This window comes from Paucibacter sp. DJ2R-2, from assembly GCF_025717675.1.
GTDB lineage: Bacteria > Pseudomonadota > Gammaproteobacteria > Burkholderiales > Burkholderiaceae_C > Paucibacter_A.
The window spans coordinates 17,378-32,473 of sequence record NZ_JAJIRT010000012.1 but is presented as its reverse complement, the minus strand read 5'-3'; the positions used below and the strand labels follow the sequence as shown (position 1 = coordinate 32,473).

Sequence of the window (15,096 nt, the reverse complement as noted above, 5' to 3'; positions counted from 1 at the left end):
ACGACCCCATGACTTTGCGACTCGCACTCACCGGCATCAGCAAGCAATACCCGGCCGTCAAGGCCAACGACGACATCAGCCTGTCGGTGCAGCCCGGCCAGATCCATGCGGTGCTGGGCGAGAACGGCGCCGGCAAGTCCACGCTGATGAAGATCATCTACGGCGCCGTCCAGCCCGACGCCGGCCAGATGCTCTGGAACGGCCAGCCCGTGCGCTTGAAAAGCCCGGCTCAGGCCCGGGCCCTGGGCATCAGCATGGTCTACCAGCACTTCTCGCTGTTCGACACGCTGACGGCAGCCGAGAACGTCTGGCTGGGCCTGGACAAGGCTTTCAGCCTGGCCGAGGTGATCACCCGCATGCAGCAGCTCTCGGCCAGCTATGGCCTGGAGGTGGATCCGTCGCGGCCGGTGCATTCGCTCTCGGTGGGCGAGCGGCAGCGGGTGGAGATCCTGCGGGCGCTGCTCACCGAGCCGCAACTTCTCATCTTGGATGAGCCGACCTCGGTGCTGACACCGCGCGCCGTCGAGCAACTCTTTGCCACCCTGCGCCAGCTGGCCGCCCAGGGCTGCGCCATCCTCTACATCAGCCACAAGCTGGACGAAATCCGCGCCCTGTGCAGCCATTGCACGGTGCTGCGCGCCGGCCGGGTGACCGGCGAGGTGGACCCGCGCACGCAGAGCAGCGCCGAGCTCTCGCGCCTGATGATTGGTGCCGAGCCGCCGGCCCTGCCCAGCCGGGCGGCCAAGGCCGGCGCGCTGGCGCTGGAGGTGCAGCGCCTGAGCCTGGCCAAAGCCCAGCCTTTCGGCAGCACCTTGGTCGATGTGGGACTGCGCCTGCATGCCGGCGAGATCCTCGGTGTGGCGGGCGTCTCGGGCAATGGCCAGCAGGAGCTGCTGGCGGCGCTGAGCGGCGAAGACCCGCGCGCGCCGCGCGGCAGCGTTTCACTCTTCGGCAGCGACATCGCCCGCGCCAGCCCGCGCCGCCGCCGCCGCATGGGCCTGCATTTCGTGCCCGAGGAGCGCCTGGGTCGTGGCGCCGTGCCCGAGCTCTCGCTGGCGCAGAACACCTTGCTCACCCGCACCGAGGCCGTCACGCGCTGGGGCTGGCTGCGCCAGGCCCAGGTGCAGCGCCTGGCCCAGCATTTGATCGCCCGCTACCAGGTGCGCGCCGGTGGCGCCGGGGCGGCGGCGCGCAGCCTTTCAGGCGGCAATTTGCAGAAATTCATCGTCGGCCGTGAGATCGATGCGGCGCCCAAGGTGCTGCTGATCGCGCAGCCGACCTGGGGTGTCGATGTGGGCGCGGCGGCGCAGATCCGCGCCGAGCTGCTGCGCCTGCGCGATGCCGGCTGTGCTGTTCTTGTGATCAGCGAGGAGCTGGACGAATTGTTTGAACTCTCTGACCGCCTGGCCGTCATGGCCCAGGGACGGCTGTCGCCGGCCGTGCCGGTGGCCGAGACCAGCCGGGCGCAAATCGGCGAATGGATGAGCGGGCTGTGGGGCCGCGAGGGCTCTCGGGAAGCAGGAGGTGCGCATGTTCCGGCTTGAATCCCGCCCCCAGCCTTCCAAGCTGATGTCCCTGGCCTCGCCGCTGCTGGCCTTGGGCCTGACGGTGCTGCTCGGCGTGGGCCTGTTTCTGCTGCTGGGCAAGGACCCGCTGCGCGGCCTGCAGATGTTCTTCTGGGAGCCGATCCGCTCGGCCTATGCCTGGAGCGAGCTGGGCCTCAAGGCCACGCCCCTGGTGTTGATCGCCCTGGGCCTGGCGGTGTGCTTCCGTTCCAATGTCTGGAACATCGGCGCCGAGGGGCAGTTCATCATCGGCGCCCTGGCCGGCGGCTGGGTGGCCATGCAGGCCGGCCCGGACAGCAGCCGGTGGATAGTGCTGGCCATCCTGGCCGCGGGCGTGGCCGGCGGCATGGCCTGGGCCGGCATCACGGCGCTGCTTCGCGCGCGCTTTCACGCCAATGAGATTCTGGTCAGCCTGATGCTGGTCTATGTGGCCGATCTGCTGCTCGGCTATCTGGTCTACGGGCCTTGGAAAGACCCGGGCGGCTACAACTTCCCGCAAAGCATCAGCTTTTTGGCCGTGACGAAGATCCCGCGCCTGATGGAGGGCTCGCGCCTGAACATCGGGGTGCTGATCGCGGCCGGCTCGGTGCTGGCCTTCTGGCTGCTGCTGTTCCGCACCTATGCCGGCTTTGCCCTGCAGGTGGGCGGCATGGCGCCGGCGGCGGCACGCTATGCCGGCTTTTCGTCCAGCCGCGCGCTCTGGACGGCTTTGCTGCTCTCGGGCGCCATGGCCGGCCTGGCCGGTGCGCTGGAAGTGGCCGGGCCGCTGGGCCAGCTGACGCCGTATGTGCCGGCGGGCTACGGATTCGCCGCCATCATCGTCGCCTTTGTCGGCCGCCTGCATCCGGCGGGCATTGTGTTCTCGGGGCTCTTGATGAGCATGTTCTACATCGGCGGTGAGCTGGCGCAGTCGCGCCTGGGCCTACCCAAATCCATCACCGGGGTGTTTCAGGGTCTGCTGCTGTTTTCGCTGCTGGCCTGCGACACCTTGATCCACCACCGCATCCGTCTGCACCTCCCGTCTTCGGGTGCGGCTCGCGTCTGAGGCTGCCATGGACGCCATTGCGCTTCTGATCGCCGCCTCGCTGAACGCCGGCACCTTGCTGGCCCTGGCGGCCTTGGGCCTGCTCATCAACGAGCGGGCCGGCATCGTCAACCTCGGGGCCGAAGGCCTGATGCTGGTGGCCGCCATCGCCGGTTATGCCACCGCCGTGCACAGCGGCAGCGATGTGCTGGCCTTTGCCGCCGGCATGGGCGCGGGCGGCCTGCTGGCGGCCTTGTTCGGGCTGCTGGTGATATGGCTGAATACCAACCAGTACGCGGCCGGCCTGGCGCTGAGCCTGTTCGGCAGCGGCTTCTCGGCCTTTGTCGGCCTGCGCTACACGCAGGAAAAGCTGGGCCCGCGGCCGAGTTTCGAGATCCCGGTCCTGGCCGACATCCCCTTCATCGGCCCGGCCTTGTTCAAGCAGCATCCGCTGGTGTATGCGGCCATGGCTTTGACGATCGGTCTGGCCTGGTTCCTCTACCGCTCGCGCGCCGGCCTGGTGCTCCGCGCGGTGGGCGAGTCGCCGGAATCCGCGCATGCGCTCGGTTACCCCGTGCGGCGTATCCGCCTGGCGGCGGTGGTGGCCGGCGGGGCGCTGTGCGGCCTGGCGGGTGCCTTCCTTTCGGTGGTCTACACGCCGCTGTGGGTGGAGGGCATGACGGCCGGCAAGGGCTGGATCGCCCTGGCCCTGACGACTTTTGCCACCTGGCGCCCGGCGCGCGTGCTGGCCGGCGCCTATCTCTTCGGCTTTGTCACGATGCTGCAGTTTCATCTGCAAGGGCAGGGCGTGCAGATCGCCAGCCAGTTCCTGAGCATGCTGCCCTACCTCAGCACGATTGCCGTGCTGGTGCTGATCTCCAGCAAGCCCGGTTTCATTCGTGCCAATATGCCGGCTGCCTTGGGCAAGCCGTTTTTCCCCGGTACTTGATCTTTCGTTCTCTGATCCCCTCAAAGATTCAACACAAGGAGTGCGCACCATGTCCTCGCCGTCTGATCTCCCCAAACGCCATGCGCTGAAGCTGGCTGCTTGTTCGAGCCTGGTCCTGACTGCCGCCCTGGTGGGCTGCGGCAAGAAGGAGGAGGCGGCCGCGCCTGCTGCGGCATCGGCCCCTGCCTCGGCCAGCGCCGCCAAGGCCGAGCCGCTGAAGATCGCGTTTGCCTACGTCGGCCCGGTCGGCGATGGCGGCTGGACCTTTGCCCATGACAACGCCCGCAAGGCGGTGGAGAAAGAGTTTGGCGACCGCGTGCAGACCAGCTTCGTCGAGAAAGTGCCCGAGGCGGCCGATGCCGAGCGAGTCTTCCGCGACATGGTGGGCCAGGGCAATCAGCTGATCTTCGGCACCACCTTTGGCTATGGCGAGTCCATGCTCAAGGTCGCGGCCGACAGCCCGAACGTCAAGTTCGAGCATGCCACCGGCTACAAGCAGGCCGCCAACCAGCGCACCTACGACTCGCGCACCTATGAGGGCGCGTACATGGCCGGCGTGATCGCCGGCAAGATGAGCAAGAGCGGCGTGATCGGCGTGGTGGGCTCCATCCCCATCCCCGAGGTGATCCGCAACATCAACAGCTTCACCCTGGGCGCGCAGACCGGCAATCCGAAGATCAAGGTCAAGGTGGTCTGGGTCAACAAGTGGTTCGACCCACCGCAAGAGACCGAAGCCGCGCAGACCCTGATCAACGGTGGCGCCGACGTGCTGATGCAGAACACCGACTCCAGCGCCGTGCTGCAGACGGCCGAGAAGAACGGCAAGCTGGCCTTCGGCTGGGATTCCGACATGACCGCCTATGGCCCCAAAGCCCACCTGGGCTCGGCCGTCATCAACTGGGCGCCGTACTACATCGCCGCCGTGCGTGAAGCGCTGGACGGCAGCTGGGCGGCCGGCCCGGGCAAGCATGCCTGGTGGGGTGTCAAGGAAGGCGCGATCGACCTGGTCTCCATCTCCGAACAGGTGCCCGCCGAAACCCGTGCCGAGATCGACAAGATCAAGGCCGGTCTCAAGGACGGCAGCCTCGCCATCTGGAAGGGCCCCTTGGTCGGCCAAGACGGCAAGGAAGTGCTGAAGGCCGGCGAGGTGGCCGACGACAAATTCCTGTCCGGCATCAACTTCTACCTCAAGGGCGTGGAAGGCAAGGTACCGAACGGCAAGTGAGTACGGCAGCCCAGGCCGCGGAGTTTCGCCCGCCCAGCCGCCGGCAAGCGGCCTGGTTCTGGTTCCGGGTCTGGGCCCATGTGCTGCGCCGGGGTCTGCGCAATGCAGCTGACTTCAGCTTGCGCCGCCATCGGCCCGTCTCCGAGCAGGGTTGGGCCGAGGCGCCTGTGCTCGCCGAAGTGCGCTCCCCCTTGTGGCAGGACAGCGCACCCGAGGAGTTCATGCTGCTGGCCGGCAAGGTCGAGAACCTGCGCCGCGCCGTGCCGGCTTTTGATGGCCTCTACCTTCCCGCTGGTCAGACTTTGAGCTTCTGGCGCCAGCTCGGGCCGCCCTGGCGCGGGCGCGGCTTTGTGCAGGGGCGCGAGATCCGCGAGGGCTGCGTCGTGCCCACCGTGGCCGGTGGCCTGTGCCAGCTGTCCAATGCCCTGGCTCGTGCTGCCCGCCTGGCCGGCTTCGAGTTCCTGGAACGCCATGGCCACAGCGCGCGCGTGGCGGCGGAACCGGGCTTGGGTGGCCCCAGCATGGACCGTGACGGTGCCACGGTGTTTTGGAATTATGTCGACCTGCGCGTGCGTGCACCGTTTGACTGCCGTCTGGAGCTGGAGCTCAGCGCCGAAGAGCTGATGGTGCGCATCCGTGCGCGACATCCGGTCGGCTCAGCGGGCACGCCGGTCGCGCGCGCCCGGCCGCCGCGTACGCTGCCGCTGCATCCCGAGGTGCCGCCTGCGCGAGGCTGCCTCAGCTGCGGCGAGCAGCGCTGTTTTCGCCACGGCCGTGGGCCGCGCCCGACGCCTGAGGCCGCGCGCCGCCTCGTCCTCTTGAACCAGCCTGGCCCCGAATTGCTGCAGTGGCTGGACGGGCAAGCCGGCTGGTCCGAGGTGCAGCGTTGGCGGCCTTGGCAGCGAGCAGCGCGGCGGGCTGCGGCGGATCCGACGCCAGTGACGGTGCGGCCCTGGACGCTTCGCTTGCGCCTGCTCGCGCTGGGCCTGTGCCGCGCGCTGGCCTTGCGCCTGCAGCTGCAAGCCTCCTGGCCGCGCCGTGCGCCGCCTCGCCAGGCCTTGATGCAGTGGGCCGATGAGGTCTTGGCACGCTGCTATGCCCGTCACCTGCGCCCCGAGCAGCGCGAACTGTTGCTGGACCAGTCCCTGCTGCTGCCCTTGGCCGAAGCCGGCGCCTTAGGCGGGCGGCGCTACGAGGTCTGGCTGAACTGCCTGCCCATGGCCGAGCTGCAAGCCCGACTGGACCAGGCCGCGCAGCGCTGGCCGCAAGATCCGAATTTGCGCGACTTTCGCCTGCCGCTCGCGCGGGCGGAGCGGGAGTTGCGGGCTTTGCAAGGAGCCGCCGCCCTCTGGACCTCGCATGCCGAGGTGGCCCGGCTGCTGCGCGAAAAGCATGGGCTGACGGTGCAATTGCTGCCCTGGCGATGGAAGCAGGAGTTGCCGCATGCGCCTGTGCGACCCAGCGTCGCCGGTCCGCCGCGGCTCGCCCTGGCCGGCAGTGCGCTGGGTCGCAAGGGCGCTTGGGAGCTGGCTCAGGTGCTGCGCGAGCTGGGCTGGCCGCTGCGTGTGCTGGGCAGCCCGCCCAGCGATCCCGCGCTCTGGGCTGGCTTGAGCGTCGAGCATCGCAGCCCGGACCGTTTGGATGCCTTGGATGGGCTGGACGCACTGCTCCTGCCGGCTTACATCGAGCATGCGCCTCGCTTGCTGCTGCGGGCGCACGGTCTGGGGCTGCCGTTGATCGTCAGCCCGGCCTGTGGTCTGCCGCCGGGCATGGCCTGGGCCGAGGTGGCGGCCGGCGATGCGGCGGGCCTGCGTGCAGCGCTGCTGGCCTTGGCGACAAGCCTGGCTCGGCCTTAGGCGTCCTCGCGGGCGCCGGTTTCCTCGCTCGGCGAGCGGCCTAGGGCCTGCTCACACTACAGATGCCTGTGCGAGAGGGGCAGAAAGGGCCCCAGGCTAGGCGGGCGACGAAGCCCAGGCTCGCCGCCTGGGCGAGGAGTTCAACGACGAATGGGGCCCTTTCTGCCCCTCTCCCGAAGGGTTGCCACACAAATCACCGTGCACGTTGTTGCAAAGCCTCGCCGGGGCGTGACCCCGGTTTCGTTTTGCGCCTAGCGCACGGCGATTTGTGAGGCAACGCATCAGGCATCTGTAGTGTGAGCAGGCCCTAGCAGATTCATGGACATGGCCCGGGCCACGGCCTGGGCGCGGTTGGCGGCGTTGAGCTTGCGCAGAATCTTCTGCACATGGTTCTTGACGGTCAGGGCGCTGATGCCCAGCTTGACGCCGATCTGCAGATTGCTCATGCCTTCGCGCAACCAACCGAGGATCTCGCGCTCGCGCTCGGTGATGCCGCAGGCGCCGCTTTGGCGGGCGCTCTTGCTGGCCTGGGGTGTCTCTTGCAGTTCGCGCTCGACCGTCTGCACGCGCTGCCAGGTGCCGTGCAAATAAGGCGTCAGCAGCTCCAGCAGCATGGACTGGCGGGCCTGGTCTTCGAGGCTGCCAGCCTCCACGGCCTGGGCCAGTACGAAGAAGCTTTCCAGCTCGGCCGGTCTTTGCGGCCGCGAGACGCCGTGCACCAGCAAGCTGGTGTAGCCGGCGCCGAGCAGCTCGTGGGTGATCGCGCTCAGAGCCGCCTCGTCGAGCAAGGGCGCGAGGCTGACGCGCAGCGGCTTGCAGCGCATGGCGACCCAGCGCTGCTGCAGGGATTGCAGCAGCGCGCTGCGGCCATCGCTGAAGCTGCTCTGCAGCTCAGCGCTGACGGCCACATTGTTGAAGAGCTCGAACTGCAGTTCGCGGCGCTGGCGCTGGTAGGCGCCACAGGCCAGCAACTGGTGGGGCAGCAGGGCCTGCAGATTGCTCTGCGTCCAGACAAAGAACTGGTAGCGGCGCCGCACTTCCAGCGCGGTCTCGGCCGCGCGCACGATGGCCTCGACATGCTTGCCGTTCAGATAACCGCCTGTTTCATCGTTGCGGCTGAAGTCCTCGCTCGCTGCGGCCTGGCCACTGCTCATCAGGGGCGGCGTGGCGGCGAGGGTGCTTGGGCAGTCGGAAAAGGTGTGCATGTCATCCATGGAAGGGCCGGTGGCGGCAGCAGGCGCAGCTTAGGGGCGGCATGTGACGACTTGTTGACCAGCACAGGATGCTGCTGAGGGGCGGTCTGCTGAGATCAGGGGTGCAGAAACTTTGCTTTTCGTCAAATCTCTGTCACAAAGCCTGTGCACAATAGCGTTCATCCAAGGCGACAAACCGGCTGCAGATTGGGCAGAGTTCTGGAACCCGTCACCAGCGCGTTGGAAACCGTCGTTCCGCAAGGGATGTCCGGAAGTCAGAAGGGCCACAACCTCAGGGTGCGTGGCCCTTTGCTTTTGTGGCCCTCCTTTTTGGGCCCAGCCTTTGCGCCCTTCGCACAGATCGATGCGGCGTCGCGACACCTGCCTTGACCGTGTTCGCCGCCCGCAGGCACACTGGCCCCTCGCTCAACCCATCAACAAGAAAAAGGAGTAACACCATGGCTGCAAATGATCTTGTCGTTTCGCGTGCGTCGGCTGTGCTCCTGAGCCGCATCTAGGCAGTTCTTGCCCCGGGCCGGCCGCTGCGCCGCCCGGATGCTGTGATGAAGTGATCGCGTGTTCCTAGGCCGGGCCTTGTAGAGGCCTGCCGCCAGAGCCGTTCTGGCACGTCGCCGACGCCCCCCGCCACCCAAGCCCACCTTTCAACAGGTCTGGCGCCGCTGTGCTTTGCGCTTGCAGAGCCCGCGCGCGGACCGGTGCGCTTGCGTCCGGGCCGGCCTTGCCTTCACGAGCGCAGCTCTGCGCTCGTGCCGTGGCACGGCAGGGACGGCGCAAGCGCACCGCTTGCCCAACGAGCACACAAAGAATGAACGCTTCATCCATCTTGGAATTCAACAGCGACTTCGAATCACAAGAACTTCCTGCCTTGCAATCGCTGGGCTTTTCCTTGCAGCACCACCTGCCCGCGCTGCGTTTGCTGGGGCCGGAGGCGGCCGGCGCGGCGCCCTGGCGCCTGGTCGAGCTGCAGCGCGACGGCCATGGCCGCCTGCAATCGCCGCAAGGGCTGCGCGCCGCGCGGGCTTTGCCGAGCCTGATTCAGGCCTTGCACGCCCAGGGCGAAAGCCTGGCCGTGGGCGACTGGTTGCTGGCGCGCGAGAACGCGCAGGGCGAACTCTGGGCCGAGGCCCGCCTGCCGCCTTTTCATGCGCTCAGCCGGCGTGACCCGCAAGGGCGGCGCCAGGCCCTGGTGCACAACGTCGACCTGGCCTTGCTGGTGATGGGCCTGGACCACGACTTCAAGCTTGCGCGCCTGGACCGCTATCTGGTGCTGACGCGCGCCGCTGAGCTGCCGGCCCTGCTGGTGCTGAGCAAGGCGGATCTCTGCTCGGACCTGGAGGCCAAGCTGGCCCAGGTGCGCGCCCATCTGGGGCGGCAGCTGGGCACGGCCGTGCTCGATGTGCTGGCGCTCGACGGCCAGCCGGACAGCTGCCGGGCGGCCTTGCAGCCCTGGCTGGGCCGCGGCCAGACTCTGGTGCTGCTGGGCTCCAGCGGCGCCGGCAAGTCGACGCTGAGCAATGCCTTGTGCGAGGGCGCTCATCAGGCGGTCGGGGCGGTGCGGCTGGACGACAGCCGCGGCCGCCACACCACGACCACGCGCAGCCTGCGGCCTTGCGTCGCCGGCGCCTGCATCATCGACACGCCGGGCTTGCGCGGCTTGCAGCTCGATGCCGATGTGGCCACGGTGCGGGCGGCCTTCGATGATGTCAGCGAGCTGGCGCAGGGCTGCCGCTTCCGCAACTGCAGCCACAGCGGTGAACCCGGCTGTGCGGTGCGCGATCAGCTCAGCGCCGGGCGCATGAAGAGCTTCCACAAGCTGCAGCGTGAAGCCGAGCGCGAGAACCAGGGGCCTTTGGAGCGTCGCCAGCAGCTTTCACAGTGGAAGGCCATGGTCAGCAGCAGCCGGGCGGCGACCAAGCTCAAGCGCGGCTGAGATAGGCCGGGACAGAGCCGGAGCCGCATGGGACACTGCGGCCCGGTTCACCGTTTCATCTCGCACGCCATGAGCAATATCGAACGCAGCCCCGCCGACCTGGCCCAAGCCCAGCTGGAGGCCTACAACGCCAAGGACCTGGAGGCCTTTTGCGCCTGCTACAGCGAGGACGTCAAGGTCTGGCGCATGCCGGCCGAGGCGCCGCGCACGGTGGGCATGGCGGCATTTCGCGAAAGCTACCGCACGGGGCCGTTTGCCCTGCCACAGGTGCAGGCCGAGGTGCGCGAGCGCCTGCTGATGGGCCAGACCGTGGTCGACCATGAATGGGTGCACGGCCGCGGCCCGGAGGCCCAGCAGGTGATGGTGGTCTACCGTTGCCGGGCGGGGCGGATCGCGGAGGTATATTTTTTTGGGAATGAGTGAGTGAGGGTGAAGGTGTGATTGAGTGAACAGGTGAACAGGTGAACGGGTGAATGGTTCACCAGGCGCGCAGCGCCGCTCACCAGTTCACTTGTTCACTCTGCATTCGGCATTCGCACTCCGCCCGCGCCCCCGTAAAGAAGTTAAAAGGCCGTCCAGCGCGGGCGGCCGTACGGTCAGGCTGTGCCATGCTTCGCGCCGCCTCTGCTACCCCCTCTGTTTGCTGCGCGCTCAGCGCGACCCGGTCTTGCTCATGAAAACTGCACCCTGCTTTGCCTTCGCCCCCTCGCTGCTGACCATGAGTCTGGCCCTGGCGTTTCTGCCCGCGCAAGCCCAGAGCGTGGAGCCGCCGGCTGCTGCGGCCAGTGCGCCAGCCAAGGCCGCCGCGCCCCGGCCGGCCGCGAAGCCGGCGGGCAAGAATGAGCAGCTGCAGCGCGTTGAGGTCAGCGGCGGCCCCAGCGACGAGGCAGTGCGGCGGGCCTCGACGGCGTCCAAAATCATCATCACCCGCGAGGAGATTGACCGCTTCGGCGACAGCAGCGTCGGCGAGACCCTGAAGCGCCTGCCCGGCGTCACCACCGGCGGCCGGCCCGGCCGCGGCGGCGAGGTTCGCATGCGCGGCATGGGGGGCGGCTACACGCAGATCCTGGTCAACGGCGAGCGCATGCCGCCGGGCTTCTCGCTGGACCAGCTGCCGCCCGAGCAGGTCGAGCGCATCGAGGTGATGCGCGCGCCCACGGCCGAGTACGGCGCCCGGGCCGTGGCCGGCACCATCAATGTGGTGCTGCGCGAGGCCTTGCAAAAGCGCCTGAACGATTGGCGCGCCGGCCTGAGCCTGGAGCGCGGCCACATCAGCCCCAGCCTGAGCTGGAGCCGCAACGACAAGCTCGATGAGCAAGGCGGCGCCTACAACCTCAGCGTCAATGTCCAGCAGAGCGAGAACCGCGACCACAATCTGTCCACTTCGCTGAGCCGCGATCTCAAGACCGGGCTGCAGAGCCTGCAGCGCACCGACAGCCAGAACGAGGACCAGCGCCGCAATCTGCACCTGACCGCGCGCCTGCAGTGGCGCCTGGACGGCGGCGACACCTTGAGTGTCCAGCCCTTTTTGATGGCCATGCGCAGCCAAGGCCAGAACCAGGCCCAGCTGCAGCGCGAGGGTCAGGTCGACCCGGCGCTCAACACCTTTGACCGCAGCCAGACCGCCTCGCGCAACAGCATGGAAATGCTGCGCTTCAACACCCAGTGGAGCCACCGCATCGACGAGGAGAGTCGCCTGGAACTGCGCGCCGGTGCCGGCGCCGGGCGCGGCGATTCCAGCAGCCTGCGCGAAGAGTTCAAGACCGGCAAACCGGCGCCCAGCCGTATCCAGCAAGACAACACCGACAGCCGTGACCGCAACTGGAGCCTGAACGGTAAGTACTCGCGCCAGCTGGAGAACGAGCACAGCCTGGTCGGCGGCCTGGAGGGCGAAGGCACGCGCCGCGAGCAGGAGCGCCGCTGCCTGCAGGACGGCGTGGCTTGCCCGGGTCTGCTCGATTTCGGTGACGATCTGGCGGCCTCGACCCAGCGCCTGGCCCTCTATGCCCAGGACGAGTGGAGCGTGGGCAAGCAATGGTCCTTCTATGCCGGCCTGCGCGGCGAGACGATTGCCACGCGCAGCTCGGCGGCCAGTTACGCGGTCAGCCACCGCGCCAGCGTCTGGACGCCGCTGCTGCACGGGGTCTGGAAGTTCGACGAGAAGAGCCGCGACCAGATCCGCGCCAGCCTGACGCGCAGCTACCGCAGCCCCAATCTGCAGGACTTGATCGCCCGGCCCAGCATCAATTCCTTCTACCCCTGCGCCAGCGGCCAGGCCTGCGGCCCCAACGAGGTCAACCATGCCGACCGCTCGGGCAACCCCTTGCTGCGCCCTGAGCTCGCCACCGGCATCGACATCGCCTACGAGAACTACCTCAGCAAGGGCGGCATCCTCAGCGCCAGCTTCTTCGCGCGCCGCATCAGTGACCTGATGCGCAATGTCACCCGGCTGGAGACCGTCTCCTGGGCCAATGTGCCGCGCTGGGTGAGCCGGCCGCAGAACATCGGCAATGCTCTGACCCTGGGCCTGGAGCTGGAGGCCAAATTCCGCCTCGACGAGTTCGTGGACGACGCCCTGCCCATCAATTTGCGCAGCAATCTGAGCCTGTTCCGCTCGCGCGTGGACGGTATTCCTGGCCCTAACAACCGCATCGACCCGCAGCCGCGCGCCACCGCCAATCTGGGTGCTGACTACCGCCTGCGCAGCCTGCCGCTGAGCCTGGGCGCCGGCCTGAATTGGACGCCGGCCACCGTCGTGCAGCAAACCCTGCTGACCGAAGCCCGCAGCAGCCGCAAGCTGGTGCTGGATGCCTTCGCGCTCTGGAACTTCGACCGCGATACCCAGCTGCGCCTGTCGGCCAGCAATCTGGCGCCGCTGGACTACACCACCGGCAGCACCACCACCACCGAGCGCCTGCAGGTCATCAACGAGGGCGGAGGGCGCAGCTATACGGTGTGGCAACTTCGTTTAGAAATGAAAGTCTGAGCCCGGCCGCTGTTGCGGTTCTGGGCTAGCATGGGGTCGCTTGCTTCAGCAGGAGGGTGGCGTCCTTGTTCGATCGCGTGATGTTCCTTCGGGCCGGGCGCCAGGCCCTGGCTGCGTTGCTTTTGTGGCCCATGCGGTCCTTGCTCCTGCTGGCCGCTCTGCTTTGGGCGCCGGCCGCGAGCGCCCAAAACCAGACGCCTGCCAGCGGCGCCGCGCGTGCCCTGCCGGCCGCCAGTGCCGCCCTGCAGCTCAGCGAGGACGAGCGGACCTGGATCGACCAGCACCGCTACCGCACGCTCACCGTCGGTTTCGATCCCTTCGCGGGCATGGACAGCTTCGAGTTCCGCGGCCAGCGCATGGGCCTGCTGCCGGCCTTGCTCAAGGACATGCAGAGCCAGCTGGGTCTGCGCCTGGTGCCGGCCGATGTGAAGGGTTGGGACGATGCCTACAGCCGCTTTCTGCGCGGCGAGATCGATGTGCTCTACGGCGCCAACCCCACGCCCGAGCGCGAAAAAATCATGCGCTTCACCCAGGCGGCGCAGCGCTACCCCTATGTCGTGTTCGCCCGCAAGGACTCGAGCGTGCAGACCTTGGGTGATCTCGACGGCAAAACGGTCGGCTTTCTGGCCGCCGACTTTGTCATTGAGCAGCTGCCCAAGGAGTTCCCCAATATCAAGTTCCAGGTCGCCAGCTTCGACGACCAGGCCGCCGGCTTGCGCGCGCTCAGCGAGGGCCGGGTCGACGGCTTTGTGACCTCGGGCGGCGGCGTCGAGTACGAGTTCCTGCACCAGTTCCCCAGTTTGAATTTGGTGGCCGAGCTCAAGTCCATCACCTCGGACATGACCTTCGCCGTGGCCAAGGAGCGGGTGCTGCTGAGCCAGATCATCGACCGTTACATCGCCCAGCGCCCGGAGCAAATCCGGGCCCTGGCCCAGGATGCGGCGCGCAGCTACAACCGCAAGGTGTTGCGCCTCAGCCCCGCCGAGCTGCAGTGGCTGGACGAGCGCGGCGAGGCCGTGGTGGGCGTGGCCGAGGACTACCTGCCCTTCGATCATTTCGACAAAGGCCAGTACAAAGGCATTGCCGGCGCCACCTTGCAGCGCATCGGCGAGATCATCGGCATCCGTTTCAAGGTGGTGAGCGCGCCGTTCGCGCAGCTGATGGAGCAGGCGCGCCACGGCCAGGTTGACGTGCTGAACATGGCCAAGACCGACGATCGACTGGCCGACTTCATCTTCCCGCGCGCCATCAGCACCGAGCGCGACATCATCGTCGGCCTCAAAAGCAGCCCGCCGGTGCAGGATGTTTACGGCCTGGACGGCCTGCGCGTCGCCGTGATCGATGGCTTCTGGCATGAGGAACACCTGCGCAAGAACCTCAAGAGCCTGCAGATCGTCAAGACCGCCAACATCATCGAATCGCTGCAGCTGGTGCGCGACGGCAAGGCGGCCTATCTGATCGAGAACCCGACCGTGGTTGAGTTCTATATCAATGGCCTGGGTTATGGCGATGTGGTCAAGCGCGGCATCACGTCCAAGGATTCCTTCATCTACTTCGGTGTCAGCCGCCGCCAGCCCGAGCTGGCGGGCATCATGGACAAGGTGATCCCTCTGATCCAGTTCGAGGAGATGAAGTACCTGGGCATTCAATCGGTGCCCTCGCTGCGCAACGAGGCCAACAGCCGCCTGCTGATGTTGCTGGCCATGCTGGGCGCGGTGCTGCTGCTGATACTTTTGCTGACCGTGCGCACGGTGCGCAAGCTGATCGAGCAGCGCGCCAAAACCCAGTTTCTGCGCGAGCGCGAGCACCTGCTGTACACCGACAGCCTGACCGGTTTCCACAACCGCAACTACTTCAGCCACCGGTCCGACCATGGCGAGCCGGCCCAGGCGACGGACTTCCCGCAGGCCGTGGTGGTGGCGGACATGAACAACCTCAAGCATGTCAATGATGCCCATGGTCATGCCGCCGGCGACGCGCTGATCCAGCTGTTCGCGGAATCCGTGCGCGCGCAATGGCCCGAGGCGGATGCCTACCGCATCGGTGGTGACGAGTTCTTGTTCTTGCTGCCGGGCCGCGGTGAAGCGGCCCTGCTGGCCGAGCTGGAGGCCTTGAAGACGCGCTGCCAACTGAACCGCCGCGAGCTGGCGCCTGGCTTCTGGGTCAGCCCCAGTGCCGCCTTGGGCCATGCCATGCGTGATTCCGCCGAGCAGTCGCTCCAGGCCTGCATCGCGCAGGCGGACACGCGCATGTACGAGGTCAAGGCTGGCATGAAAAAGCGCCGCAGTGACCACGCGGTGCCGGGTGGTCCGGCCGGCGACATGGCCTCGTGAGCGGCCGATTCCTG

General features: G+C 67.5%; 10 protein-coding genes. 9 read left to right on the top strand and 1 reads right to left on the bottom strand.

Annotated elements, in window-relative coordinates:
* Positions 1-8: 8 nt before the first annotated feature.
* Genes LNV28_RS21730 through LNV28_RS21710 form a run of 5 tightly spaced genes read left to right on the top strand, consistent with a single transcriptional unit; the run spans position 9 to position 6,619 of the window.
* On the top strand, positions 9-1,544 hold the full coding sequence (locus LNV28_RS21730; protein ID WP_263520233.1) for an ABC transporter ATP-binding protein: 1,536 nt from the start codon (positions 9-11) through the stop codon (positions 1,542-1,544).
* A complete protein-coding gene (locus LNV28_RS21725; RefSeq protein ID WP_263520232.1) occupies positions 1,531-2,610 on the top strand; it encodes an ABC transporter permease in 1,080 nt (359 codons plus the stop codon). Before LNV28_RS21730 ends, LNV28_RS21725 begins: the two co-directional genes overlap by 14 nt.
* A 7-nt stretch (positions 2,611-2,617) precedes the next feature.
* Complete coding sequence (locus LNV28_RS21720; RefSeq protein ID WP_263520231.1) at positions 2,618-3,538, top strand: ABC transporter permease; 921 nt, start codon at positions 2,618-2,620, stop codon at positions 3,536-3,538.
* 49 nt (positions 3,539-3,587) lie between these two features.
* Entirely contained in the window at positions 3,588-4,763 is a 1,176-nt protein-coding gene (locus tag LNV28_RS21715) for a BMP family ABC transporter substrate-binding protein (protein WP_263520230.1), read from the top strand.
* On the top strand, positions 4,760-6,619 hold the full coding sequence (locus LNV28_RS21710; protein WP_263520229.1) for a VanW family protein: 1,860 nt from the start codon (positions 4,760-4,762) through the stop codon (positions 6,617-6,619). The genes LNV28_RS21715 and LNV28_RS21710 overlap by 4 nt, the downstream gene beginning before the upstream one ends.
* 281 nt (positions 6,620-6,900) lie before the next feature.
* Here the strand turns inward: LNV28_RS21710 and LNV28_RS21705 are convergent, their stop codons facing one another.
* Positions 6,901-7,833, bottom strand: a complete 933-nt coding sequence (locus LNV28_RS21705; RefSeq protein WP_263520228.1) for a helix-turn-helix transcriptional regulator — start codon at positions 7,831-7,833, stop codon at positions 6,901-6,903.
* Between the two features lie 805 nt (positions 7,834-8,638).
* Between LNV28_RS21705 and rsgA the strand changes: the two genes are divergently transcribed.
* The 4 genes from rsgA to LNV28_RS21685 all read left to right on the top strand — a co-directional run bounded on the left by rsgA (position 8,639) and on the right by LNV28_RS21685 (position 15,082).
* Positions 8,639-9,763 (top strand): ribosome small subunit-dependent GTPase A, encoded by a 1,125-nt coding sequence (gene rsgA, locus LNV28_RS21700; protein ID WP_263520227.1) that lies wholly within the window; start codon positions 8,639-8,641, stop codon positions 9,761-9,763.
* A 69-nt stretch (positions 9,764-9,832) separates the two neighbouring features.
* Entirely contained in the window at positions 9,833-10,186 is a 354-nt protein-coding gene (locus LNV28_RS21695; protein WP_263520226.1) for a nuclear transport factor 2 family protein, read from the top strand.
* Between the two features lie 250 nt (positions 10,187-10,436).
* Positions 10,437-12,749, top strand: coding sequence for a TonB-dependent receptor plug domain-containing protein (locus LNV28_RS21690; RefSeq protein ID WP_263520225.1), 2,313 nt, complete (start codon positions 10,437-10,439; stop codon positions 12,747-12,749).
* A gap of 65 nt (positions 12,750-12,814) precedes the next feature.
* Positions 12,815-15,082: a diguanylate cyclase gene (locus tag LNV28_RS21685; RefSeq protein WP_263520224.1), complete on the top strand. Its 2,268-nt coding sequence runs from the start codon at positions 12,815-12,817 to the stop codon at positions 15,080-15,082.
* Positions 15,083-15,096 lie beyond the last annotated feature (14 nt).